Origin of the sequence: Aeromonas sp. SG16 (assembly GCF_024436135.1) — a bacterium.
Lineage (GTDB): Bacteria > Pseudomonadota > Gammaproteobacteria > Enterobacterales > Aeromonadaceae > Aeromonas > Aeromonas jandaei.
Map to the genome: position 1 here is coordinate 112,886 of NZ_JANFNW010000011.1, position 25,005 is coordinate 137,890.

The 25,005-nt window shown below is 62.1% G+C and carries 18 protein-coding genes and 2 rRNA genes; 3 read left to right on the forward strand and 17 right to left on the reverse strand.

Annotated elements, in window-relative coordinates:
• Positions 1-6: 6 nt before the first annotated feature.
• The 8 genes from NOM67_RS19715 to NOM67_RS19750 form a co-directional block, all read right to left on the reverse strand.
• Positions 7-1,170: a phosphoglycerate kinase gene (locus tag NOM67_RS19715; RefSeq protein WP_041210638.1), complete on the reverse strand. Its 1,164-nt coding sequence runs from the start codon at positions 1,168-1,170 to the stop codon at positions 7-9.
• Positions 1,171-1,231: 61 nt separating this feature from the next.
• Entirely contained in the window at positions 1,232-2,242 is a 1,011-nt protein-coding gene (epd, locus tag NOM67_RS19720) for an erythrose-4-phosphate dehydrogenase (RefSeq protein WP_042029692.1), read from the reverse strand.
• 80 nt (positions 2,243-2,322) lie between these two features.
• Positions 2,323-3,252, reverse strand: a complete 930-nt coding sequence (locus NOM67_RS19725) for an ROK family protein (RefSeq protein WP_255939539.1) — start codon at positions 3,250-3,252, stop codon at positions 2,323-2,325.
• A gap of 112 nt (positions 3,253-3,364) precedes the next feature.
• Entirely contained in the window at positions 3,365-4,432 is a 1,068-nt protein-coding gene (gene hemE / locus NOM67_RS19730) for a uroporphyrinogen decarboxylase (protein ID WP_139441619.1), read from the reverse strand.
• Between the two features lie 180 nt (positions 4,433-4,612).
• Positions 4,613-5,392, reverse strand: a complete 780-nt coding sequence (gene nudC, locus NOM67_RS19735; RefSeq protein ID WP_255939553.1) for an NAD(+) diphosphatase — start codon at positions 5,390-5,392, stop codon at positions 4,613-4,615.
• Between the two features lie 244 nt (positions 5,393-5,636).
• Positions 5,637-8,801, reverse strand: a complete 3,165-nt coding sequence (putA, locus tag NOM67_RS19740; RefSeq protein ID WP_255939555.1) for a bifunctional proline dehydrogenase/L-glutamate gamma-semialdehyde dehydrogenase PutA — start codon at positions 8,799-8,801, stop codon at positions 5,637-5,639.
• Positions 8,802-9,130: 329 nt separating this feature from the next.
• Positions 9,131-9,736: a TIGR04211 family SH3 domain-containing protein gene (locus NOM67_RS19745; protein WP_042029683.1), complete on the reverse strand. Its 606-nt coding sequence runs from the start codon at positions 9,734-9,736 to the stop codon at positions 9,131-9,133.
• Between the two features lie 152 nt (positions 9,737-9,888).
• Complete coding sequence (locus tag NOM67_RS19750) at positions 9,889-10,707, reverse strand: potassium channel family protein (RefSeq protein ID WP_043849864.1); 819 nt, start codon at positions 10,705-10,707, stop codon at positions 9,889-9,891.
• A gap of 32 nt (positions 10,708-10,739) precedes the next feature.
• Between NOM67_RS19750 and NOM67_RS19755 the strand changes: the two genes are divergently transcribed.
• From NOM67_RS19755 to glnE, 3 genes are all read left to right on the forward strand, one after another.
• Positions 10,740-11,990, forward strand: coding sequence for a methyl-accepting chemotaxis protein (locus tag NOM67_RS19755; protein WP_255939558.1), 1,251 nt, complete (start codon positions 10,740-10,742; stop codon positions 11,988-11,990).
• Positions 11,991-12,069: 79 nt separating this feature from the next.
• On the forward strand, positions 12,070-12,516 hold the full coding sequence (locus tag NOM67_RS19760) for a GNAT family N-acetyltransferase (RefSeq protein ID WP_103422714.1): 447 nt from the start codon (positions 12,070-12,072) through the stop codon (positions 12,514-12,516).
• Positions 12,517-12,646: 130 nt separating this feature from the next.
• Positions 12,647-15,520: a bifunctional [glutamate--ammonia ligase]-adenylyl-L-tyrosine phosphorylase/[glutamate--ammonia-ligase] adenylyltransferase gene (glnE, locus tag NOM67_RS19765; RefSeq protein WP_255939564.1), complete on the forward strand. Its 2,874-nt coding sequence runs from the start codon at positions 12,647-12,649 to the stop codon at positions 15,518-15,520.
• 88 nt (positions 15,521-15,608) lie between these two features.
• On the opposite strand, the gene NOM67_RS19770 is transcribed toward glnE, so the two are convergent.
• The 9 genes from NOM67_RS19770 to NOM67_RS19810 all read right to left on the reverse strand — a co-directional run.
• A complete protein-coding gene (locus NOM67_RS19770) occupies positions 15,609-16,139 on the reverse strand; it encodes a GNAT family N-acetyltransferase (protein WP_255939566.1) in 531 nt (176 codons plus the stop codon).
• 95 nt (positions 16,140-16,234) lie between these two features.
• Entirely contained in the window at positions 16,235-18,436 is a 2,202-nt protein-coding gene (locus tag NOM67_RS19775; protein ID WP_255939568.1) for a glycoside hydrolase, read from the reverse strand.
• Between the two features lie 237 nt (positions 18,437-18,673).
• Complete coding sequence (locus NOM67_RS19780; RefSeq protein ID WP_255939570.1) at positions 18,674-19,438, reverse strand: DUF2861 family protein; 765 nt, start codon at positions 19,436-19,438, stop codon at positions 18,674-18,676.
• A gap of 80 nt (positions 19,439-19,518) precedes the next feature.
• Complete coding sequence (locus tag NOM67_RS19785) at positions 19,519-20,166, reverse strand: response regulator transcription factor (protein ID WP_255939572.1); 648 nt, start codon at positions 20,164-20,166, stop codon at positions 19,519-19,521.
• Entirely contained in the window at positions 20,163-21,545 is a 1,383-nt protein-coding gene (locus NOM67_RS19790; protein ID WP_255939574.1) for a DUF3404 domain-containing protein, read from the reverse strand. The genes NOM67_RS19785 and NOM67_RS19790 overlap by 4 nt, the downstream gene beginning before the upstream one ends.
• Before the next feature lie 151 nt (positions 21,546-21,696).
• Positions 21,697-23,859, reverse strand: coding sequence for an AsmA family protein (locus tag NOM67_RS19795; RefSeq protein WP_255939576.1), 2,163 nt, complete (start codon positions 23,857-23,859; stop codon positions 21,697-21,699).
• Between the two features lie 132 nt (positions 23,860-23,991).
• Positions 23,992-24,498 (reverse strand): NUDIX domain-containing protein, encoded by a 507-nt coding sequence (locus NOM67_RS19800; RefSeq protein WP_156854873.1) that lies wholly within the window; start codon positions 24,496-24,498, stop codon positions 23,992-23,994.
• A 183-nt stretch (positions 24,499-24,681) separates the two neighbouring features.
• A 5S ribosomal RNA gene (gene rrf, locus NOM67_RS19805) occupies positions 24,682-24,796 on the reverse strand.
• Between the two features lie 83 nt (positions 24,797-24,879).
• Positions 24,880-25,005, reverse strand: a 23S ribosomal RNA gene (locus NOM67_RS19810); the annotation flags it as partial.

Sequence of the window (25,005 nt, forward strand, 5' to 3'; positions counted from 1 at the left end):
GGTCAATTAGGCTTTGGCGCGCTGTTCCAGAATCTCAACAGCCGGCAGAACCTTGCCTTCTACGAACTCCAGGAAGGCGCCGCCGCCAGTGGAGATGTAGGAGACTTTGTCAGCGATGCCGAACTTGTCGATGGCAGCCAGGGTGTCACCACCGCCAGCGATGGAGAAGGCCGGAGAAGCAGCGATGGCTTCAGCGATAACCTTGGTGCCTTCAGCGAACTGGTCGAACTCGAACACACCAACCGGGCCGTTCCACAGGATGGTCTTGGCGTTCATGATGATGTCAGCCAGAGCCTTGGCAGAATCCGGGCCGATGTCGAAGATCATGTCGCCGTCGGTCACATCGTTAACAGACTTGATGGTGGCCGGAGTGGACTCGGAGAACTCGGCGCCTACAACCACGTCGGTGGTCACAGGAATGTTGGTCTCGGCAGCCAGTTTCTTGGCGGTATCGATCAGGTCGTGCTCGCACAGGGACTTGCCGACGTTGTGACCGGCAGCAGCGATGAAGGTGTTGGCGATGCCACCACCGACAACCAGCTGGTCAGCGATTTTGGAGAGGGATTCCAGAACGGTCAGCTTGGTGGAGACCTTGGAGCCGCCAACGATGGCAACCATCGGGCGCTCGGGCTTCAGCATGGCTTTGCCCAGCGCTTCCAGTTCACCAGCCAGCAGCGGGCCGGCACAAGCGACCGGAGCGAACTGAGCCACACCGTAGGTGGAGCCTTCGGCGCGGTGAGCAGTACCGAACGCGTCCATTACAAAGACGTCACACAGGGCGGCGTATTTTTTGGCCAGCTCTTCGGTGTTCTTCTTCTCGCCTTTGTTGAAACGGCAGTTTTCCAGCACAACCAGCTCACCGGCAGCGACTTCTACGCCATCCAGGTAATCCTTGGCCAGGCGAACCGGGCAGGACAGAGCGTCTTTCAGATAGTTGACAACCGGCAGCAGAGAGAACTCTTCGTTGTACTCGCCTTCGGTCGGACGACCCAGGTGGGAGGTGATCATCAGCTTGGCGCCCTTTTCCAGAGCCAGCTTGATGGTCGGCAGGGTAGCGACGATACGTGCATCGGAGGTGACCTTGCCGTCTTTTACCGGCACGTTCAGGTCAGCACGGATCAGAACGCGTTTGCCCGCCAGATCCAGGTCAGTCATCTTGATAACAGACATATTCAGTCCTCTATATTTTCCAGGTAATGTTAAAAACAGTAACCTTTCGCCCGGGGCAGGCTCAGCCTGCAACCATCATGGCCCGGGTGGTATCCAGCATCCGGTTTGCGAAGCCCCATTCGTTATCGCACCACATCAACATCTTGACGAGGTTGGCATCGCTCACTCGGGTCTGGGTACCATCAATGATGCATGAGTGCGCATCATGATTGAAGTCTACGGAGACCAGCGGTTCTTCCGTGTAATCCAGAATACCGTGTAATGTACCTCTGGATGCCCGTTGCAGGGCTTGATTTACGTCACTAACTGTCACTTTTTTACGAACAGTAATACTCAGATCCATCGCTGTTACATTGATGGTCGGCACCCGCACCGCGATCGCCTCGAACTTGCCGGCGAAGTGGGGCAGGATGCGCTCCAGCCCCTTTGCCAGCTTGGTATCCACCGGAATGATGGACTGACTGGCAGCACGGGTTCGGCGCAAGTCACTGTGGTAGGCATCGATGACTTGCTGATCATGCATGGCCGAATGAATTGTCGTAATAGTACCACAATTTATCTCGAATTCTCGATGCAATGTTTCAATCACCGGCACCACGCAGTTGGTGGTACAGGAGGCGTTGGAGACGATCCGCTCGCGACCCGTCAGCACCTGATGATTGACCCCGTAGACGATGGTTGCGTCCACATCCGCTTCAGCCGGATGAGAGAACAATACCTTGCCCGCCCCCGCCGCCAGATGCAGCTCGGCATCGGCCCGCGAGCCGAATACCCCGGTGCAGTCCAGCACCACATCCACCCCCAGCGCCCGCCACGGCAAGTTCGACGGATCCCGCTCGGCAAACAGGGAGATGAGATCCTCCCCCACCAGCATGCTGTTGCCCGCCAGCTGCACCGGATAGTGAAAACGGCCGTGGCTGGTATCGAAGCGGGTCAGGTGCACCATGGCTTCGGGAGCCGCCAGCTCGTTGATGGCGACGATCTTGATGGTCTTGTCGCGCCCGCTCTCGTAGAGGGCTCGCAGTACATTGCGGCCGATCCGTCCGTAACCGTTGATGGCAATCTTGATCATCTGGCAGCCAGTTCCTTACCACAGATTTGCTAGCGCATGGGCTAGAGAAAAGAGCAGCCGACCGGCTGCCCGGGCCCGGCTCACGACAGCAGGGCCTCCTTGAATTCACCTCGGGCCAGCAGGGCCGCCCCGAACACCCCGGCACTGTCACCAAGGGCTGGAGCAATAATGGGGGCACTGAAACGGGGATTAAAGAGGAAGGGCAAAATAGTCTGCCGTCCCACGCTGTAGAGGCTCTGCACATTGCCCACCCCACCACCGATGACGATCACATCCGGGTCGAGAATATTGACGACATTGGCCAGCGCCTGACCAAACAGCAGGTGCAGCCGGTCGATGGTGAGCTTGGCCACATGATCGTGAGCCGTGGCGGCCGCGATTTGGGCGAGCGAGAGGCGGCGCTTGGCCTTCGCCTCGTACCAGGCCTCCAGCGCCGGACCGCTGATCAGGGTCTCGACGCAGCCACGCTTGCCGCAGTAGCATTCGGGGCCATCAGGGGAGAGCACGTTGTGGCCCCACTCACCGGCGATGCCATGATGACCGTTGAGAATGCGGCCGTTGATGACGATGCCGGAGCCGACCCCGGTGCCCATGATGATGCCGAACACCACTTTCGCATCGGGATGGTGCTGGCGCACCGCACCCAGATGGGTTTCTGCCAGCGCGAAGCAGTTGGCATCGTTGGCAATCAGCACCGGCACGCCGAGCCGGCGCTCCAGATCCTCCTTGAACGGCTTGCCGTTAAGCTCGGTGGTATTGCAGTTCTTCATCAGGCCAGTTTGCGGATCCCGCGCCCCCGGCGTGCCCATGCCGATGACGGTCGGACGCTGGCCAATCTTCTCGGCGCACTCTGCTACCAGCTTGGCGATCTGGCCGATCATATGGTCATAACCGCCCGCCCGCTCGGTGGGGATGCGGTGGCGCAGCAGCACCTCGTCGCCATCCAGCACCACGCATTCACACTTGGTACCGCCAAGATCGATACCCCAATCCAGTGACTTGCTGCTCATCTTGCCTCCTGCACGGCCGCCACGCTCTCGTCGTCGCAGCGCCATTTTTTAATGTAAAACGGGGCCTGACGGCCCCGGATATCAAACAAACTCTTCTTCGCTCGCCCCGGCCTTAGCGACCGTGGTACTGGGCAGAGAGCTCGTGTACCGCGTTGACGAACACACCGGCATGTTCCGGGTTCACATCCTGATGGATGCCGTGGCCGAGGTTAAATACATGGCCATTACCGTGGCCGAAACCGGCCAGAATGGAGGCCACCTCTTCACGGATGCGAGCCGGAGTGGCGTAGAGCATGGAGGGATCCATATTGCCCTGCAGCGCCACCTTGTCGCCGACCCGACGCTTGGCGTCGGCAATGTCGGTGGTCCAGTCCAGACCCAGCGCATCGCAACCGGTGGCGGCGATCTGCTCCAGCCACTGACCGCCGTTCTTGGTGAACAGGGTGACTGGCACGCGGCGACCGTCGTGCTCGCGGATCAGACCATCGACAATCTTGTGCATGTACTGCAGGGAGAAGTCGCGGTAATCGCGCGGGGTGAGCACGCCGCCCCAGGTGTCGAACACCATGACCGCCTGTGCACCCGCCTTGATCTGGGCGTTGAGGTAGGCAATCACGCTGTCGGCCAGCTTGTCGAGCAGCAGGTGCAGGGTTTGCGGCTCAGCGTACATCATCTGCTTGATCTTGGTGAATGCCTTGGAGCTGCCTCCCTCCACCATGTAGGTGGCCAGGGTCCAGGGGCTGCCGGAGAAGCCGATGAGCGGCACTTCGCCCTTCAGCTCGCGGCGGATGGTACGCACCGCATTCATCACATAGCCCAGCTCATCTTCCGGATCCGGAATGGGCAGCGCCTGCACGTCGGCCATGGAGGTGATCGGGCGCTCGAAGCGCGGGCCTTCACCGTGTTCGAAGTAGAGACCCAGCCCCATGGCATCGGGCACGGTCAGGATGTCGGAGAAGAGGATGGCGGCATCGAGCGGGTAGCGGCGCAGCGGCTGCAGGGTGACTTCACAGGCCAGCTCGGCATTGCGGCACAGGGACATGAAATCCCCCGCTTGGGCGCGAGTCGCCTTGTATTCCGGCAGATAGCGCCCTGCCTGGCGCATCATCCATACCGGCGTCATGTCTACATCCTGACGCAGCAAAGCGCGCAGGTATCGATCGTTCTTCAGCTCTTTCATCCCAGTTCCTGAATTCATATCACGCATAAAATGGCGGCCATAATACCACTTTGCCCAGTCAAGCGGACTGCCCAAAACGTGGCAAATGGGTGATCGGTTGCAAAGATGTGAAGGGGCGCAAACCTGACCGCCCCGTTTTTAAAAAGAAGTGCAAAAAGGTTGGCGAAAAGATAAGCGCTGTTACCCCTCGCCAGCCAGTGACAACTCGATCAGCCGCCGGGCAATGGTGCCGTGGGGTGGCAAGCGCGGCAGCCGGTCGGCGGCAAAGAAAGCGGCGGCGACCAGTTCGTCATCCTGCACCTTGATCTCGCCGCTCTCGTAGTCGGCGGTAAAGCCCATCATCAGGCTGTGGGGGAAGGGCCAGGGCTGGCTCGCCACATAGCGCACATTGCGCACCCGGATGCCGCTCTCCTCGAACACCTCCCGCGCCACGCACTGCTCGAGGTTCTCTCCTGCCTCCACAAAGCCAGCCAGCACGGTATACATGGGATCGTCCGCCTGATAGTGACGGCGATGGGCTGCCAAGAGGATCTCCGGCCCCTTGCGCACCGCCACGATAATGCAGGGGGAGATGCGCGGATAGACGCTGTGCCCCTGCTGGCACACCTGCGCCCACTCCCCCGCCTTCGGGGTCATGGGGGCGCCGCACTCGCCGCAGAAACGGTGGGTGCGGCGGAAGGTAACAAGCTGCCAGGCACGGCCCGCGAGGCGAAAGCCCTCCTCGTCCCCCGCCACCATCAACTGGCGCAGGGGGGCCATCATAGTCGTGTCGGCCTCATCACCCAGATCCAGCAGATAACAGGGCAACCCCTGCCACTCATCAAAACGCTCGAAACGGGCACCGGCCAACGCTGCGGGCAGGCACGCCTTCACGCCGCTCGGCACCTGACCCGCCTCATCGAGCAGGATTTGATGGTCACCCGCCACGACAAACCAGCGGGCTTGTTCAGTTAATGACATCGGATAAACACTCTCGTTAAGTCAGATTAAACAACGCCACGGTCACAGCAGGCTGCAGCAGGGGCAAAATAGCGCGAATGGGCCCCATCTTACGACTGGCAAGCGCCACTGACGACCCCGCCGCCCCAACAAAATCGCCTCCGATCTTCGCCCCACCGGGGCCAAAACGGCGAGCAAGAGGAGCACACCAACAAAGAGGCCGCCCGAAGGCGGCCTGCTGTCAATCGTTCTCTCGCTGCGCCGATCAGGCATCGCCCATCGCCAGCAGAGAGGCGTTGCCACCCACAGCAGTGGTATTGATGGTGCGAGTTTTTTCGGTGACGAAGCGGCTCAGGTAGTGGGGGCCACCCGCCTTGGGGCCGGTGCCGGAGAGTCCCTGGCCGCCGAACGGCTGCACCCCGACCATCGCGCCGATCTGGTTGCGGTTGATGTAGACGTTGCCGACGTTGATGCGGCTCGCCAGCTCTTCAGCGTGGGATTCGTTGCGGCTGTGGATCCCGAGCGTCAGGCCGTAGCCGGTGCCGTTGATGTCGCTGATCACCTTGTCCAGATCCCGGGTCGCGTAGCGCACCACGTGCAGGATGGGGCCGAACTGCTCCTTGGCCAGCTCGCGGATGGAGCCGATCTCCAGCGCGGTCGGCTGGACGAAGTGTCCCTCCATGGTCGCAGCGGGCATCGGCGCCTGCGCAATCAGGCGAGCGCGCGGCATCATGTAGGCGAGGTGGGCATCGAGACCGGCTTTGGCATCGGCATCGATCACCGGGCCTACGTCGGTGTTGTGCTCGGCCGGGTTGCCCACTTTGAGCTCCTGCATGGCGCCGGTGAGGATCTCCAACACCCGCTCGGCAATCTCCTCCTGCAGATAGAGCACCCGCAGGGCCGAGCAGCGCTGACCGGCGCTCTGGAAGGCGGCGCTCACCACGTCGCGCACCACCTGCTCCGGCAGGGCGGTGGAGTCGACGATCATGGCGTTCTGGCCGCCGGTCTCGGCGATGAGCGGCAGGATGGCGCCATCGCGCTGGGCCAGGGTCATGTTGATCAGCTTGGCCGTCTCGGTGGAGCCGGTGAAGCAGACGCCACCAATGCGCGGATCCGCAGTCAACTTGGCACCGACGGTGGCACCGTCACCGGGCAGCAGTTGCAGCACGTCGCCCGGAATACCAGCCTGATGGGCCAGCGTCACCGCCAGATGGGCGATAAGGCCGGTCTGCTCGGCAGGCTTGGCGATGACGGTGTTGCCGGTGGCCAGCGCAGCGGCAACTTGCCCCAGGAAAATCGCCAGCGGGAAATTCCACGGGCTGATGCAGACAAAGACACCGCGCCCCTGCAGGAACAGCTCGTTCTGCTCGCCGGTGTAACCGGGCAGCAGGGTCGCCTGCCCCATCAGGCTGCGGGCCTGCACCGCGTAGTAGCGGCAGAAATCGACCGCTTCACGCACCTCGTCGATACCATCTTGCAGCAGCTTGCCCGCTTCGCGGGTACAGAGGGAGACAAACTGCTCGCGGTTCGCCTCCAGCAGATCCGCCAGCTTCTCCAGCGCGGCGGCACGCTCGCTCACCGGGGTTTCACGCCAGCGCGGGAAGGCAGCGTGGGCAGATGCCAAGGCCTGCTCCACCGCCTGCTCGTCGGCCCAGTGGATCTTGCCGACGGTGAGGCTCACATCCTGCGGGCTCAGCACGGTGCGTGCCTCGCTGCGCTTGAGGGTCTCGCCATCGACGATGGGGCCCGCCAGCCACTGCTTGCTCTCCAGCTCTTTCAAGCGGGCGAAGAAGGGGCGCTGGATGGAGAGGATGTTCATGTTGACGCCGCTGGAGTTCTTGCGGTCGCTGAACAGGTTCACCGGCTGCGGAATGCGGTCGTTGGCAAAGCCGGAGTAGCGCTTGAGGGTGCGCAGCGGATGCTCGGCCAGCGAGTCCACCGGGGTGTTGGGATCCACCAGCTTGTGAACGAAGGAGGTGTTGGCCCCGTTCTCCAGCAGGCGGCGCACCAGATAGGGCAACAAGTCCTTGTGGGCGCCGACCGGCGCGTAGATGCGGCAGTGCAGACCGGGATTGTCGCTCAGCACGGCGTTGTGCAGCTCCTCGCCCATGCCGTGCAGACGCTGGAATTCAAACTGGCGATCACCGGCCATCTCCAGAATGCTGACCACGGTATTGGCGTTGTGGGTGGCGAACTGGGGAGCGATAAAGCCGCGGGTCGGCTCGCTCAGCAGGTAGCGGGCGCAGGCGAGGTAGGAGATGTCGGTGCCCGCCTTGCGGGTAAAGAGCGGGTAGCCGGGCAGGCCCGCCTGCTGGGCATATTTCAGTTCGCTGTCCCAGTAGGCGCCTTTTACCAGTCGCACCGGAATGAGGTCACCCTGCTCGCGGGCCAGGGCGGTGAGCCAGCAGAGTACCGGCAGCGCACGCTTGGAGTAAGCCTGCACCACCATGCCGAGCTTGCCCCAGCCACGGTTGGCGTCGGAGCGGTAGAGCTGTTCGAACAAGTCCAGCGACAGCTCGAGGCGGTCCATCTCCTCGGCATCGATGCTGATGGCCACATCCTTGTCGCGGGCCAGACGCACCAACCCCACCAGCCGCTCGCACATCTCGCCGAGCACCCGCTCGCGGTTGGCCACGTCATAGCGCGGATGGAGCGCCGACAGCTTGATGGAGATGGAGGGGGCCGGGCCGCCGTCGCTGATCCGCTCGTTGCCCACCGCCTCGATGGCGTTGCGGTAATCGGTCAGATACTTGTCGGCATCCTGCATGGTCAGTGCCGATTCACCCAGCATGTCGTAGGTGTGGGTGTAACCCAGCTCGCGGGATTTGCGGCTCGCCTTGAGCGCCTCTTTCATGTCGCGCCCCAGCACGAACTGCTTGCCCATGATCTTCATGGCGGCGTACATGGCGGAGCGCACCACCGGCTCCCCCAGCTTGTTGACCATCCGTCCCAGCAGGTTGGCCGGGTTGCCGTCGAGCTTTTTATCGAGCTTGATGATCTTGCCGGTTAGCATCAGCCCCCAGGTGGAGGCGTTGACCAGAGTAGAGTCGCTCTTGCGGAAATGGGAGGACCAGTTGGCGCCGGAGAGCTTGTCCTTGATCAGGGCGTCGGCGGTCTCGGCATCGGGAATGCGCAGCAGCGCCTCGGCCAGACACATCAGGATGATCCCCTCCTGGGTATCCAGGCTGTACTCCTGCAGGAAGGCGTCGATACCGTCACCGGAGCCGCTCTCCTTGCGCACCTTGGTCACCAGAGTACGGGCACGCTGGGTTACCTGCTCCAGCGAGGCGCCATCCCCCGGCAGCATGGCCGACAGTTCGGCCAGATAGGCATTTTCATCCACCACGTAGTTCTGGGTGATGGCTTCGCGCAGGGCGGCCAGATCAGAGGGGATATAGTCAGCGGCAAGCACTTGAGTAGCTTTGAACATATGGGGTCTTCCTGTACGCCCTAAGGCTGATATCGACAAAGGCGGTCACGCCGCCGAAACGCCGACAATGTATACAATATCCTCCCCTATATGAAATGAATTTGTTGCCACTCTTTAACAAAAATCGCTAATTCACCCCATTCATTCCCTTTTGACGCCAGCCCGCCAGTAAACATGAGGGTCATCTGACTTCATTTTGTATACGATCTGCCACCGCCCTGTCGCAAAGCAGCCACGCATCCCGTCCAATAGCGGATGTCCCCAATGCGCCCAAAAAAAGAAGGGCCGCCACGGCGACCCTTCTCAGCAATTCATTCAGCCAGAGGCTGTCAGTTCATCCAGCGATCGCCACGGCTGCGACGGCGGGGCAGCATGGGCAACAGGATGCCAAGCAGGATACCGGCACCCACCATGGCACCACCACGGATGAACCAGTCCATCTGCATGTCGTGCTCCTGATTGTCGTAGCTCTGGGTCAGGGCATCATTCTGCTCTTTGAGATTGTTCATCTCCTCACCCTGGCTGGCCAGCTGGGCCTTGAGGGCGGCAATCTCCTTGCTCTGGGCAGCGATCTGACCATCCTTCTCGGCGAAGCGTTTCTCGTTGTCGCCGTTGAGGTTTTGCAGGCGGGCCTTGAGCTCGTCACGCTCCTTTTCTACCTGCGGCAGCTGCTCGCGCAGGCTGATCTGGCTCTGCAGTTCGCTGCTTTTGATCCATCCATCACGGCCGCGACCGTCCACCACCTGAGTGAAACCGGCCTCGCCGTTCACCGCCTTCACCTCCAGCGGTTCACCAGCCTTGACGCTACCGAGGATCCGGTACTGGGTACCCGGACCATTGTGGATAAAGGTAAAGATGTTGTCTGAAACATAACGGGTATCGGCCAGTGCCTGTTGGGCACACAAGCAGATAAGAATCCCGAGAAGGGCGCGCATGGTTGATCGATTCTCTTTTTCAGGTTTGGACAAGAGGTTGAATGTTAAGCCGCCAGCAGGTTAAAGGACAAGCAAAGAAAAAGCACCTCCCCCGCTCTGCCACAAGCGATAGCTGAGAGCTGGCTCGCAACTTGCGCTCCCGTGCGACAACCTTACTTCTTCTTGAGCTCGCGCACCTCGTCGCGCAGCGCCCGCAACTCGCGCAGCAGCTGCTCCTGCTGGTTGTTGTAGTGGTGGCGCCACTTCTCGGTCTCGCTCTCCTTGGCCGGCTGCAAAAAGATGCTGGCCATGAAACCGCTGATGGCACCAAACAGGCCAACCCCGAACAGGATCAGCAGGCTGGCGACAAAGCGCCCCTCCTCGGTTTTGGGTACCAGATCGCCATAGCCCACGGTGGAGAGGGTCACCAGAGTCCACCAGAACGCATCGTAGGGAGTCTCAATCTGGCTGCCGGGCTGGCCCGACTCAATCCAGTACATAACGCCGGAGCCCACCCCCAGCAGCAGGAAGAAGAGGAACAGGATGCCGGAGAGGGTGGTCTCGTTGCGCTCGCGGCGGAACATGGCCCAGAGATCCGGGTGCTCCTTGAACAACTGATAGACCCGCCACAGCTGGAGCAGACGGGCCCAGCGCAGCTGCTCCACCATCGGCAGACTGCCCGGCAGATAGATCCAGTTGGCCTTGAAGAATGCTTTGCGATCGGGCGCCCTGAGCCAGCCATAGGCAAAGTGGGCGATGAAGAAGTAGCAGATCAGGCTGTCAAGGTCATAGAAGAGCTGCAGGGTCTGGGGGGTCAGTGTCTGATGGCCCCACCAGCGGGCTGTTACCAGTAACACCGAGACTATCGACAGAAATGCCATCAACAAATCCATCGCCCGCAAGTGAGTTAAGTGATGCCGCATACATTTTCCAACTTTAAACACAGTGCAAATTAATAAAAGAGAAGATAATGCCGATAGCCTTGAGGGCAAAGGAAAAAGCGATTTTCAAAGGAGATTTTACGATGCAGTTGAACCTGCTGGAGAAGCGGATGAGCAACATTCGGCTGGTGCCGAAAGTGGTGTTGCTGATGGTGATCAGTACCATTTTGCTACTGACCAAACTCTGGTTTGATGCCAACAATCTGGAGGCCACCCTGCTCACCGAGGGGCTGGATCCGGAGAAAGCCAACGCCATTGCCGACCGCCTGCTCTGGAGCGGCCTGATGGAGACCACCATCATGGGGCTGCTGTTCGTTATCCTGCTGATGACCGGCTCCCGCCTGATGGTCAAGCAGGTGCACTATCTGGTCGATCTGCTGGAGCGTTTCGCCAAGCGGGACCTCAGCCACAAGGTGTTGCTCCGCTCCCGCGACGAGTTCGGTGACATCGCCAAGGCGGTCTCCCACTCCCAGGAGAATCTGAAAGCGGTGTTTGGCAGCCAGCGCGCAGCCTGCAAGGAGCTCAACGACATCGCCTCCCAGGTGACCCTCTGCATGGAGGAGGCCAACGAGGCGATCAGCGAAGAGTTCGCCCAGATTGAGCAGCTGGCCAGCGCCATGAGCCAGATGGTCGGCGCCATTCGCGAGGTGGCTTCTCACGCCGATCAGGCCTCCCAGGCGACTGCCGAGACCAGCCAGCTGGCCGAAGCGGGGAGCCGTTGCGTGGCCGAGACCGTCAACACCATCGACACCCTCTCCGGCAACATCCAGCGCTCCGCCAACGTGGTCAACGAGGTGGAGCACGGGGTCGAGCGGATTGGCTCGGTGGTCGACACCATTCGCGGCATCTCGGAGCAGACCAATCTGCTGGCGCTCAACGCCGCCATCGAGGCCGCCCGCGCCGGTGAAGCGGGCCGTGGCTTTGCCGTAGTGGCCTCCGAAGTGCGCGAGCTGGCCAACCGGGCCCAGGCCGCCACCGTCGAGATCCAGAAGATGATCGAGCAGTTGCAGGGCAATGCCCGTCAGGCTGGCGAGCTGATGGCCCAGAGCGTGCAACAGGCCGACAAGGGGGTTGCCCAGGTGACCCAGGCGGGCGATCAGCTCGCTACCATAGTGGAGCGGGTACAGGGCGTGGCCGACATGAACCGCCACATCGCCGCCGCTTCCGATCAGCAGAGCTCGGTGGCCGAGGAGATGCGCGGCAATCTGGAGCAGGTCAAGCAGATCGCCGAAGGCTCCGTGGTGGTGCTGCGCGAACTGCAGGAGGCCTCGGTACTGGTGGAGCAGCACAGCCAGGAGCTGGATGGCCAGATCCAGTCCTTCAAGCTCGCCTGACTTTCCCGCTCCAATCCGGTTAGACTGGAAGGCCCCGCGAGGGGCCTTTCTCATTTCTGACCCACGGCAAGGAGCCAACATGCAGCAGAGCACGACGCACTCACCCATCGAGATCAGTGACGACAAGGGGCGGCTCGATCTGCCGCTGATCCACCGTTTTCTCTCCGAAGAGGCCTATTGGTGTCGCGGTATTCCCCACAGCACTGTGGTGCGGGCCATCAACCACTCCCTCTGCGTTGGCGGCTATGTCGATGGTCAGCAGGTTGCCTTCGCCCGGGTCATCACCGACAAAGCCACCTTCGGCTATCTGGCGGACGTGTTTGTGCTGCCAGAGTATCGCGGCCGCGGTTACAGCAAGGCGCTGGTGGCCGCCATTGTCGACCATCCCGAGTTGCAGGGGCTGCGCCGCCTCTCCCTCGCCACCTCCGATGCCCACGGCCTCTACGCCAGTTTCGGCTTTGCCCCACCGGCCAACCCGGGTAGCCTGATGGAGATCTACGATCCCGCCATCTACCAGCGCACCTGAATGACTGGCTGCCGATAATTCCCGCCGGATCATGCTTCTCGCCCCTGCGCTGTGACGCGGGGGCCTGACAGTGCTAGATTGGCAGCCAGCTTTTTATCCGGCAGTTTTGTTAACCACAAGGACGGCAACCGTGGCCCAGCACTCTCCCTCTTTCTCCGCCTTCTCCCCCCTGCTGCAGGAGCTGGCCCAGCGCCAGTGGCAACGGCTGACTGAACTGGCCCCTGACTATGGCAACCAGCCCGAGCCGGTGCGCCACACCCTGCTGACCCTGCTCGGCCTCTCCGATTTTGTCGCCGACTCTCTCTTCAAACAGCCGGCGTTGCTGACCGAACTGCTCACCTCCGGGGATCTGGAGCGGGTCGAGCGCTGGCCCGCCTACCAGAGCGATCTGACCGCCCTGCTCGCCGAGGTAAGCGATGAAGAGGCGCTCAAGCGCATCCTGCGCCAGTTCCGCCGCAGCCGCATGCTGGTGATCGCCTGGCGCGAGCTACTGGGCCACGCGACAGTAGAAGAGAGCTTTATCCATCTCACCAAGCTGGCAGATGCCCTCATCTGCTCAGCTCGCGACTGGCTCTACGCCAAACAGTGCGGCGAGCTGGGCACTCCGATGGACGGCAACGGCAACCCGCAGCCGCTGCTCATTCTCGGCATGGGCAAGCTCGGTGGCGGCGAGCTCAACTTCTCCTCGGATATCGACCTTATCTTCACCTTCCCCGAGAACGGCTACACGGTTGGCGGGCGACGCGAGCTCGCCAACCAGCAGTTCTTTATCAAGCTCGGTCAGCGCATCATCAACGCCCTCCACCAGCCCACCCAGGATGGTCAGGTGTTCCGGGTCGACATGCGGCTGCGCCCCTTTGGCGATGCGGGGCCGCTCGCCATCTCGTTTGCCGCCATGGAAGATTACTACCAGCACCACGGCCGCAACTGGGAGCGCTACGCCATGGTCAAGGCGCGGATACTGGGCCCCCAGTGCGAACACGCGGTGGAACTGGCCGAGATGCTGCGCCCCTTCGTGTTTCGCCGCTATATCGACTTCGGCGTTATCGACGGCCTGCGCCAGATGAAGGCGATGATCGCTGCCGAGGTGCGCCGCAAGGGGCTGGAGGGCAACATCAAGCTGGGGGCTGGCGGCATCCGTGAAGTGGAGTTTATCGCCCAGGCGCTGCAGCTTATTCGCGGCGGTCGTGAACCGGCACTGCGGGTGCGTCACCTGCCGGAGGCGCTGGCCGCCATCGCCCAATGTGGCGCCCTCGAATCCGCCCATTGCGATCGCTTGCTGGATGCCTATCGCTTTCTGCGTCGGGTCGAGAACATCTTGCAGGAGATCGGCGATCAGCAGACCCAAACCCTGCCCACCGAAGAGCGGGATCGCCAGCGGCTGATCGCCGCTCTGGGTTTTGCCGACTGGGGCGCCTTTATGGCTCATCTGGATGAGGAGATGGCGGCCGTCCATCAGGAGTTCGCCGCCGTGGTGGGGGAAGAGAAGGAGGCCCCCGCCCACCTCGAGCAGCTCTGGCTCGATCTCTGGCGCACCGAGCTTGACGCCGCCGAGCTGGAGCAACTGCTGACCGCGCAGGGGGTGGCCGAGCCTGCCCCGCTCTGTGCCGCGCTACTGCGTTTCAAGGAGGAGTACAAACGCCGTCAGGTGGGGCCGCAGGGGCGCATCGCGCTGGACTGGCTGATGCCGGAGCTGCTGCGACTGGTGGTGGCCAGCGAGCAACCCGCCCGCCTGTTCGAGCGGGTCTGTGAGCTGCTGACCCGCATCTTCACCCGCAGCGCCTATCTGCAGCTGCTGGCGGAAAACCCGGGCGCCCTGCGCCAGCTGGTGCGGCTGTGCGACGCCAGCCATCTGGTGAGCGAACAGCTGGCCCGCTACCCCATCCTGCTGGATGAGCTGCTCGATCCCCAGCACCTCTACCACCCCACCCCGCTCGATCAGTACAAGCCCCAGCTGCGCCAGTTCCTGCTGCGCATCCCCGAAGAGGACGTGGAGCAGCAGATGGAGGCGCTGCGTCAGTTCAAGCAGGTGCAGCTGCTGCGCATCGTGGCGGCCGACATCGCCGGCGCCCTGCCGCTGATGAAGGTGAGCGACCACCTCACCTGGCTGGCGGAGGCGATCACCGAGGAGGTGGTCAATCAGGCATGGGCCCAGATGAGCGAGCGCTACGGGGTACCGCCCGAGGTGGCAGTGAGCGGTCAGCGCGGCTTTGCGGTGGTGGCCTACGGCAAGCTGGGCGGTATCGAGCTAGGCTACGGCTCGGATCTCGACCTGGTGTTCCTGCACGGTGGCGACCCCAACAGCTACACCGACGGGCGCAAGCCCATCGACAGCCGCCAGTTCTACCTGCGCCTCGCCCAGCGGATCCTGCATCTGTTCAGCACCCGCACCCCGTCCGGCATTCTCTACGAGATCGATATGCGGCTGCGCCCCTCCGGCGACTCCGGCCTGCTGGTCTCGTCGCTGTCGGCCTACGAGCAGTACCAGCAAAACGAGGCGTGGACCTGGGAACATCAGGCGCTGGTGCGGGCTCGCCCGATCTATGGCGATGACGCCATCGTTGCCGAGTTTGCCCGCATCCGCCGCGATGTGCTGGCCAGGGAGCGGGAGCTGCCGACCCTGGCCCGCGAGGTGCGCGAGATGCGCCAGAAGATGCGGGATCACCTGCTCAAGGCCGGCGCCGGCGAGTTCGATCTCAAGCAGTCCCCCGGCGGCATGGTGGATATCGAGTTTATCGCCCAGTATCTGGTGCTGGCCCACGCCTGCGGCGAGCCCGATGCCCTCACCCGCTGGTCCGATAACGTGCGCATCTTCGACGAGTGCGTGATGGCGGGGGTGCTGACGCTGGAGCAGGCGGAGGGGCTGAAGCAGGCCTATCTGGAGATCCGCAACCTCGGCCATCGCCTCAACCTCTCGGAGATCTCCCGCAAGGTGAGCGACGATCAGCTGCAGAGTGAGCGCAGCCATGTCCTCGCCGTCTGGCAAACCCTGCTGGGGGAGTAATTCCCGCCAGCGGCAATGAAAAAGGGCCCGCCTGAATTGCTTCAGGCGGGCCCCGCTCTTATCGGTAAAACAGCATTCCTGCGGCTGCTCAGCCGTGATCCATCACCGTCTCCACCAGCATGCTGTTGAAACGCTGATAGGCCTCTTCCTCAAGGAGCCCCGGATAGCTCAACACCCGCAGCGCATGACCTTGATAGTCAGGATGATAGGGTGGGTGGAGATGGGCATAATCGTTGAGACAAAAACCCAGCCCCTGATAGAAGCGCAGACGGCGAATGGCAATCTCATCCGCTGGAGGATCGATCTCGAGAATGACGGTTTTGCCTGCCCGCTCGCAAAATTCGGCCAGCAGGCGGCTGCCGTAGTTGCGGCCGCGCAGCGCCGGATTGATGGCCAGATGCTCGATATAGATCTGCTCACCGCACGCCCACCAGAAGATGAAACCGAGCAGCAGGCCGTCCTGATAAAAGATTTGGCAGTGATAGCGAGGATCCCGCATCTTCTGCGGCTGATGCTGTGACTGGCGCTGCTCGTAGCGGGGAAAACTCTCGCCATAGATCTGCCAGACCAGCGGCCACGCCGGATGGTTTACCTCTCTAATCACTTCACCCTCAATCATCAGAACTGCCTCTCATATATTTTGCAGAACGTTCATCTATACATGAAAAGTTCTGCCACAGCATCCTCTGATGAAATAAAAGCCAGAACGCCCGATTAGCGGGCGCCATCCGGTTGCGAGACAAACTGCTGCTGGCTGCCATCTGGCAGCAGCGCCAGCACGCTTTGAGCGGCCAGTTTTATCCCTGCCAGCTCGGTGGCCGGGCCGAAGTTGGCTATCAGTCGAGTGCCATCGGCAAACTCGCTCTGCTGCACCACGCCTCTTTTATCGAGCCAGCGAAAACCGGTGAGCGGCTGGTTGTAGAGCCGCTCATGCAGCGGACGGAAGAAGGCATCGAGCCCCTTGAGATAGGGAATGCGCACGCTGGCACTATCCAGACTGAGGTTGAGCAGCGGCGGCACGTTGTAGAGCTGCTGCAACAGTTCGGTCACCTGACGGCTCTCCCTGAATTTGAGGCTATCCATCGTCCAGTGGTGGGTGGTCACTATGCTGTCGTGAAAGACGCTCTGGAACAGCGGCAACCGCAGCGCCGGATCGAAGTAGAGCCCCTGATACTCAGGTTTTAGATGGCTCTGGCGAAAGAAGAACGCGGGCTGATAGTCGGGATACCAGGCTCCCAGATAGTAGGGAGAGCGCTTGTTGCGGCGCATATCGGGATCCTGCCAGCCAAAGCCGCTGGTCTGGGGGCCATGGGCAAAGGCCGCAGTGCGGTTGGCAACCGCGCCGCCCTCCTCGGAGCCCACCAGCACACCCTGACTCCTGGCAATCCACGCCATCCCGGCCATCCGGTTGTCCGCATCCTGCGCCTGAGTGGTCGGCTTGGCCGGGTCGAAGTCGTCAAACACCATGCCGGTCGCCGCCACATCGAGGAACCAGCTGTTGTAGTGGCTCGCCTGCTGCAACCAGGGCACGCGCTGCTCCATCACCGGGCGCACACAGGCCTGATTGGTGTAGACACCGCTGCTTTGAAAGCCGCTCTTGCGCCGTCCGTTCTCCTGCATGATGCCGCAGCGCAGGTAGATATCCTGCCCCATCTGGGCGGTGAGCCAGCTCTGTTGGCTATTCCCCTCCGGCAACGCGGTATCGTAAGAGTCGTAAGGTGCGATGAGATAGCCCGCCGCTTTGGCAAGTTCAATCCCCTCTGGCGCAGCAAAACCGGCGGTCCACTGGGGCAGACCCAGCCAGAGTTTGGGTAGTCCAGACTGCTTGAGAGCGGCGATCATCTTGGCCGAGCTGCCATCACCCCAGCTCTGTGGCTCGTTGAGCGCAGCCCCCAGTTGCGTGGCAGCCTGCGTGCGCCGGGCAGCGAAATCGGCCGGTTGCTGACCCGGATGGCGTAGCACGAGCGCCTGCTCAAGTCCGGCCAGCACCAGATTTTGCAGATAGCGGTTGCGCTCGAGATCGGGCGCTTGCAGCGCCGTTTTGCTCTCCCCCTTGAGCCAGTCGGCGGGGATCAGGCGACGCAGTGCGGGCCAGCTCTTCACATCCTGTGGCACCAGCAGTCGCTCGCCCCAGAGGTAGAGATGAGAGGCACCGATCAGCCGCTTGCCATCCGGCACCGCCGCAAGCTTGCTCTCGAGCGAGACCAGCTCGCCCCGCTCCTGCAGCCAGTTGCGATAGACCTTGGCCGCCGCCAGCCAGTCGTTGCCCGGCTGCAGCGTCACTGCCACCTCATAGGGGTCAGCCAGATTGAGGCGATTGACGCTATGGGTCGCTGTGAGGGCAATGCCATCTTTCTTCGGGGCAAAGGTGATCCGGTTGTTGAAGGGGTTGGCAAAGAGGATCGCCAGCTGCTGATCACCGTAATCCAGCCCGACCAGCGGCAGGGTAAGATTTTCGGTGGTGTTGATCCCCTGATACTCCTGCGCCAGCGCCTTGCGCCACTCGGGATGATCAACCGGGATGCGAAAACCCTCGTGGATCGGCAGCATCAGCGCCTGCGCCCCTGCCGGCACCCGTGGCCATACCAACTCGCCTGCACTCGCACGACTCAGGGTGAGGATCAGACGGTTGCCCTCGAGACGGGCAGAGGCTCGCACCTCGCCATCGGCACGGGTCAGCCAGCTTACACGCTCCCCCTCCTGCTGCAAGGCGGTGACCGGCTGACGCGGGCCTGGAGAGGAGATGGCAAGGTGCTGGCCTGATGGCAGCACAGCCTCGGCCGCCAGGGTGGCGGGATCCAGCTCGATACGCCACTGATCGTTGGCCAGGGTCAGCGCCTCGGCAGGCAGGGAGAGCAGCGGCATCAACAGCAGCAGCGGGCGGATCCGGCTCGCCAGCACGGGGAAAGAAGTCATGGTCGGTGATTCCTGATACAAACGGGAGCCGCCATTGCAGCAGATCGGCAGGCTCAGATTGTCAGGGCAATGTCAGGATTAAGCACAGATTGGCGGCGGAGGCTTCTCTCAGCCATGTCCCGTTTAATAGCCCCCACCATCCACCGGGCAATTGTTGCAAATAACATCAACAAAAAGTGACAGTCATTGCACCAGCGAAACAATCTTTGCCAGAAGCAGAGACCCAATCCCCCGGCATCACTCCACCGGCCCCGCCTGACTGTGACTTAGCTGCAACACCAGCTGACCGCGCTGGCTGGTCTGCACCAGCGAGAGGGTGCGCCAGCTGTCGGGCGTGGCGGCAGGCCAGCCCACCTTGCCATCGAGAGGCAGACGGTTCCACCACAGCAGGGAATATTGCGGGCGGGCCAGCACAGTCTGCTCAAGCCAGAGCGGAGTGCACGAAGCGGGATTGGCGGGGGGATTGGCCACCCTCTGCGGCGAGCGGGAGAGCCAGTCCAGATCCTGCACCGCAGGCAGCGGCAGCACTACCTGCCACTCCTTGCCAGCCACCGCCAGCCGCAGCTGATAGAGTCCGGCTGGCAAAGGCGTAGGCAGATCGGCCCCCACGACCCTGACCCCCTTGCGCCCTTCCGCCTCCCACTGGGCACCTGCCAACCGGTTGCGGCCAGCGGAATCGATGAGTTCCGCGGCGGTGATGGGCCCCTCGCCGGTCAACTGCACCCGATAGTCCCGCAACAGCGGCGCATCGCGCTGGATCAGCTCAAGGCGCAGCTCGCTCACCCCATCAGGCAGAGTGAGCGGGAAATCCTTGCCGCAGTGCTGGGTACTCAGCGCAGCCAGCATCCCCTGCCAGCTGCGGCGCTCGGCATCGCTGTTGAGGGCAGGCCATGCCTGCTGCAAAGATTGCCAGGCGTGCCGGTTATCATCCTGCAACAGCGCCAAGGTAGCCGGTTGCAGCGGGTCGTCGCGTTCGGTTTCCTGGAGGCGTTCGGTTGCCATCACACAGCTTGCGTTTAGAAGGCACAGGCTCAGAAGGCCGCCGCTTAGAGCCAACAGCAGCCCAGCCCGCGTTGCACGCTTCACGCTGGCACCTCCAGCCGGTAGCCGATGCCGCGCACCGTCTCGATGGCCAGTCCGGGTAGCTTCTGGCGCAGCTGCAGAATATGGGTATCGACGGTGCGGGTGGAGGGAAACGCCTGATAGCCCCACACCCGGTTGAGGATCTCCTCCCGGCTCAGCACCCGCCCCGCCATCCGAACCAGCAGGGTGAGCAGGGCAAACTCGGTGGGGGTAAAACTCACCTCCGCATCCTGCCAGCTCGCCTGCATCCGGGCGGGATGAAGCTGCAAGCCGCCCACCGCCTGAGTGCCATCCCCCAGCTGGCGCAGCTGAGCCCGGATCCGCGCCAGCAGCTCGTCGTGGGAGAAGGGTTTGGTCAGATAGTCGCGCGCCCCCGCATCGAGCCCGGCCACCCGATCACTCACCTCCACCCTTGCGGTGAGCACGATCACCGGCAGCGCCTTGCGCGCCAGCCACTGGGGCAGCCAGTCCAGGGCATCCCCCTCCGGCATGGTGCGATCCAGCAGCACCAGATCCGCCACCAGCCACTGCTGCTCCGCCGCAGCCAGGGTGTCGCACCAGAGGCAGCGATACCCTTCGCGGATCAGATAGCGTTGCAGGTTCTCCGCCAGCAGCGCCTCGTCTTCGACAAGCAGGATGGTTTTCATGATTCGGGGTCGCTCCAGAGTTGGCAGGGCAGCGTCAGGGTAAAAGTAGTGGGCGGGCCGGATAGGGCGAGGCGCCCGCCAAGACGGCGCAGCAGATGGCGCACGATGGCAAGCCCCAGCCCCAAACCATCGGCACGGGCACCGCGGTGCAGCAGGGTGGCGAGTCGGTAATTTGGCAGCTCGCCGCCATCGCTGACCGCGAGGATCAAACGCCCCGCCTGCCAGCTGGCACAGATCCGAACCGGCGCGCGGCCATGCTGGCTGGCGTTGCGCAGCAGGTTGTCGAGGGCAAGGTCGAGCCAGTAGAAAGGGAGCGCCAGAGTCATCTCCCGCTCAAGGCAGAAGGTGGCATCATGCCGCTCGCAAGCCAGGGTGAGCCACTCGGTGAGACTGACCGCCACCCGCTCATCTTCGAGAGTCTCTGCCGCCAGATAGTGGCGACTGGCCTGCGCCAACTGATGCAGGCGGGCGACACTGCCCAGCAGCTGGCCCACGCTCTGCTGGGCGGAAGCGGGCAGCCGGTCGAAATCGTGGCGCAGCTCCTCGCTGATGCCGGAGAGCGCCATGATGGGAGTGCGCAGCTCGTGGGTCAGCATCTGCAACGCGACGCGCCGCTCCCGCAGCAGGCGCCAGCGCTGCCAGCTGGCCCACCCCAGCAACAGGATAAAGCCAAACGTACTGGCCAGCGCCAGCCACTGCCAGCCAAGCGTGGGGCGAGTATTGAAACAGATCGCTCCGACTCGCTCTTCACAGGGGCCATCGATACGGCTATCCAGCGTCACATCAAGCCGCTCGGCCAGCGGCTGCCACTGCCCGGCGCCATAGCGGCGCCACTGCTGATCTGCGAGCAGCCAGAGCTGACCCGATTGCAGCAACCAACGCTCGCCCCGCAGCAGGGCGTCGAGGTTGTCATCGCCGAGCTCGCCAAGCAGCCCCAGCTGATCACGCCGCTCCCGCACATGGAGCAGAGCATCGAGCCCGGCCGCCGGATGACCTGCCAGCCAACGAGCCGTGCTGGAACCGCCCAGCGGATAGATGGGGTGAGCGGCAAACCAGCGGGTCGAGGGCGCAGTCCCTTGGCCGCAAAGCGCTCGCAGCAGTGGCAGCCACTCGGCGGGCAAGTCATTCTCTGTCCCACACTCCTGCTGATAGCGATAGATGGCCTGCAACTGACGCAGCGGGTAACGCTGCCAGGCAGGATGAAGGGAGTCGGGGGCGATCAGGCGACGATCGAGCCGCTGCACCTCGTCAAGAGGCAGCGCCTGTTCGGGAACCTGCCTGGCCAGCTCGCCCGCCAGGCGATCAGCCAACGGCCCGGCCAGCACGGGAGAAGTCATGCCGTAGCAGGTCAGGGAGCAGAGCAGCAGGATCAGGCGCATGGGTTCAACTCGAGATGACTCCGGATCAAGGCGCAGCAGATCACTGCGCCATAAAAAATATCAGCGCCATTTTTCAATGGCGCTGACATCCGGTCAACCGCTAACGGCATTGGCGCGGCTCCCGCCAGCCCATGCCCATATGAACCGTCACCTATTTGAACAGTCCCTTGAGCAGCTGGTCAGCCACCCCTTTGACGGTATCGTTGTCGGCCTTGTCACCCAGCAGCTTCTTGAGGCCGCGCTCGGCCTCCTTGCGCGCCTTATCCTCCAGCAACTTGTTGTTGCTGAGCAGTGCCTTCACGTCGAGCTGGTAGCTGGGGGCTTGCCAGTGGCCGCCGATCCGCACCGGAATGGTGATCTCTTTGAGCTCGTCCACATCCTTGCCCCCCTGCCCCTTGCTGCTCTCGACGATGGAGGTAAGGAACAGGAAGTCGAGGCTCTCCGGCACCAGCGCCGTCTGCCCCTCGCCCTTGACCCGCAGGGCCGGGGCAAAGAGCTGGATGTCGTTGCTGCGGGCGATGCCATCGGCAATCTGGAAGCTGGCGGTCAGGGCGCTGAAGTCGGTCTTGCGCGCCTCCTTCACCTGCTCGGCCCCCTTGCCGCTGAGGGTAGCCCGTGCCTCGCGGATCATCTCAGGCAAGTTGATGCCGTGCAGGGCACCGTCGCTCAGCTTCAAGGTAACCTTGCCCTGCATCCCGTTGCGCAACGCCAGCGCGGAGAGACCACGGCCCTGCACCTGCACATAGAGATCGCCCTTGCCCTCCAGCAGATCACTCTGGGCCAGAGTCTGCAGCAAGGGACGAATGTTCACTCCGGCCACCTGTTTGTGCACCTTGTAGGTGGCGGGCTGCTGGCGCGCGTCGAGTTCCCCGTTCGCGTTTACCTGACCGCCAGCCACGGTCGCGCTGAACTGCTTGAGCGCCAGCAACCCTTTGGCCAGAGCCACCTGAAGATCGACAGCTCCGAGATCCAGCCCTTTCAGACGCAGGCTGCCGAGTTGCAGCCGACCATCCAGATCCACCCCTTTGAGAGCGCTCAGATCCGGTTCGACCGCGGAGAGGGCTTCGCTCTTGCCGGTTACCGCTTTATTGCCACTTGCAGCGGTGTTGGCAACACCGGCCGCCGGTTTGTCCTCTTTCGCCTGTGTTGGAGTGGCCGGTGTCGAATTGGCGAGCCATTTGTCGATATCCAGCTTCTCCCCCTTGAGATCGAAGCTGATTGCGGGAACAGCGCCAAGCTGCACGGTTCCATCACCACTCAGCAGCGCCTCATCAGCACTCATCACCAGCTTGCTCAGGGTAATCAACTGCTTGTCGAGCTCGGCACGGGCAAACCCGGTCAGTTTCAGCTTCATCTGCGGGCGTGGCAGCGCGTCACCTTCCAGCGCTGCCGTCAGCAGCACATCGGAGAGCTCGGCCAGCTTCATCTCTTTATCGAGCCGTCCCTTGAGCGTTCCTTCCAGCGAGCCAGCCAGTGAAGCTTGCTGCCCCTCTACCTTGGCACCCTTCAGCGCCAACGTGAGGTTGCTCCACTCACCAAGGGCCAATCGGTCTCCCTTGATGGAGAAACTGTCGAGTCGCAGGGACGGGTTACTCAGGCTGCCGCTGAGGCTCAAGTCTTTCAGTTCACTCGCCATCACCTCCTGCGCCAGCTTGATCTGGGTCTGCCCTTTAACGTCGAAAGCGAGCTTGTCGGCACTCCCCTTGGCGGCCAGCGTCACGGGTACCCACTCACCGGTAGCCAGCTGCCCCATATCGAGATCGAGGCGATCCAGTCGCAGCGAGGTACCGCGGCGATCATCCTGTACCAGCGCACTGGCCTGGGAGAGCGCGACACCCTGCAAGCTGATCTGCCAGGGCTTGCTATCAGCGGTTGGCGCAGGGGTTGCGGGGACGACCGGTTCGCTTGCATCAGCAGTGGCATCTTTGATCAGTCCGCTCAGATTGGAGCTGCCATCCGCCTTGGTCTGGATAAAGAGATGGGCGCCACTCAGGGTCACCTTGCCAATCTCCAGACGATGGGAGAGCAGCGGCAACAGGGCCACCGAGGCCTCGCCCTGTTCGAAACGAACCAGATCAGGCTCGGCAAAACCGGCCGGATTGCGCAGAGCCACCTTCTCCAGCGAGAGGCCAAGACTCGGCCAGAAACGCCAGTCAATCTCCCCTGCCATCACCAGCTCCCGGCCCGTGCTCTTGCGCACCTGTTCAGCCAGTTGGGGCTTGAATTGATTGGGGTCGATAAGGCTTATCAGCGTCACTATGGCCAGCAAGGCCGCCACGGCGATGCCGAGCAAGATGAGAACTATCTTCTTCACGATATGCTCCTTGAATCCGGATCCACTGCAGACTATACCACTCACAGTCTGACGAATGGCGTCTACGGGACAAAAGCGGACAAGGATGAGACAGGGATGGTCGCTGCCAATCCCCATCGTCATCAGCAGGGATCAGGCTTGCAAAGGGGATTGCTGCAACCGCGCCATAGCTGTGCGCGTAGACTCGAAAGCAAAACTGGGCAAGGGGATATCGCTGATCTTCAGCCACTGACAGGCGGCCACATCGTCAGCCGGCTGGATGACCGGTTTTTCACTCAGCCTGATGGCAAAGAAGGTGTCACAGGTGTGATAGGTGATGCCATCGTAGGGATAGATATTGGGGAATGAACCGAGATAGGTAAAAGGTTGGGCGCTGACATCGAGTCCCAGCTCCTCCTGCAACTCGCGCACCAGCGCCCCCTCCAGCGACTCGCCGGGATCGACAAATCCGCCTGGCAGATCCAGCAACCCCTTGCCCGGATTGCGGGCACGCACCGCAACCAGCACCTCGTCCTGCCAGCAAAGCGCCACCATCACAGCCGTCGCCACATTCTGGAAAAAATGAAAACCGCAGCCACAGCGAAACTCTTTGGGGCTGACGCTCTGCAGGGTTTGACCGCCGCATTTTGGACAAAACATGGGCTATCTCCGACGAAATAAAGCGCCATTTTAAGCTGTTGCGACCGTTTTTTATGAGTAAAACAGACGGGGAAGACGAGGAATTCAAAGGAAGAGGAATAAAACGGGGCAATTATCAGGCGATTTGCGGATTTTCAGGCAATAAAAAACCCCGCTCGATGAGCGGGGTTTCTTGTATTGGGTGCCTGGCAGTGTCCTACTCTCGCATGGCGAATGCCACACTACCATCGGCGCTACCGCGTTTCACTTCTGAGTTCGGCATGGGATCAGGTGGTTCCACGGCGCTATTGCCGCCAGGCAAAAATCTTCAATCTGAGAAAGCTGACGTAAGTAATTCGCTTCGTATTTGCTACAAGCCTTAGAACACTTCTTGGGTGTTGTATGGTTAAGCCTCACGGGTAATTAGTATGGGTTAGCTCAACACATCACTGCGCTTACACACCCCACCTATCAACGTTGTGGTCTCCAACGGCCCTTTAGGACCCTCAAGGGGTCAGGGATGACTCA

Coding starts and splice junctions, on each gene's coding strand:
- NOM67_RS19725 (WP_255939539.1), bottom strand. CDS start 3,252: ATGAGCAGCAAGTCACTGGATTGGGGTATCGATCTTGGCGGTACCAAG.
- NOM67_RS19760 (WP_103422714.1), top strand. CDS start 12,070: ATGCAGCAGAGCACGACGCACTCACCCATCGAGATCAGTGACGACAAG.
- epd (WP_042029692.1), bottom strand. CDS start 2,242: ATGATCAAGATTGCCATCAACGGTTACGGACGGATCGGCCGCAATGTA.
- NOM67_RS19790 (WP_255939574.1), bottom strand. CDS start 21,545: ATGCGCCTGATCCTGCTGCTCTGCTCCCTGACCTGCTACGGCATGACT.
- NOM67_RS19755 (WP_255939558.1), top strand. CDS start 10,740: ATGCAGTTGAACCTGCTGGAGAAGCGGATGAGCAACATTCGGCTGGTG.
- NOM67_RS19715 (WP_041210638.1), bottom strand. CDS start 1,170: ATGTCTGTTATCAAGATGACTGACCTGGATCTGGCGGGCAAACGCGTT.
- hemE (WP_139441619.1), bottom strand. CDS start 4,432: ATGAAAGAGCTGAAGAACGATCGATACCTGCGCGCTTTGCTGCGTCAG.
- NOM67_RS19785 (WP_255939572.1), bottom strand. CDS start 20,166: ATGAAAACCATCCTGCTTGTCGAAGACGAGGCGCTGCTGGCGGAGAAC.
- NOM67_RS19775 (WP_255939568.1), bottom strand. CDS start 18,436: ATGACTTCTTTCCCCGTGCTGGCGAGCCGGATCCGCCCGCTGCTGCTG.
- NOM67_RS19770 (WP_255939566.1), bottom strand. CDS start 16,139: ATGATTGAGGGTGAAGTGATTAGAGAGGTAAACCATCCGGCGTGGCCG.
- putA (WP_255939555.1), bottom strand. CDS start 8,801: ATGTTCAAAGCTACTCAAGTGCTTGCCGCTGACTATATCCCCTCTGAT.
- NOM67_RS19745 (WP_042029683.1), bottom strand. CDS start 9,736: ATGCGCGCCCTTCTCGGGATTCTTATCTGCTTGTGTGCCCAACAGGCA.
- nudC (WP_255939553.1), bottom strand. CDS start 5,392: ATGTCATTAACTGAACAAGCCCGCTGGTTTGTCGTGGCGGGTGACCAT.
- NOM67_RS19800 (WP_156854873.1), bottom strand. CDS start 24,498: ATGTTTTGTCCAAAATGCGGCGGTCAAACCCTGCAGAGCGTCAGCCCC.
- NOM67_RS19780 (WP_255939570.1), bottom strand. CDS start 19,438: ATGGCAACCGAACGCCTCCAGGAAACCGAACGCGACGACCCGCTGCAA.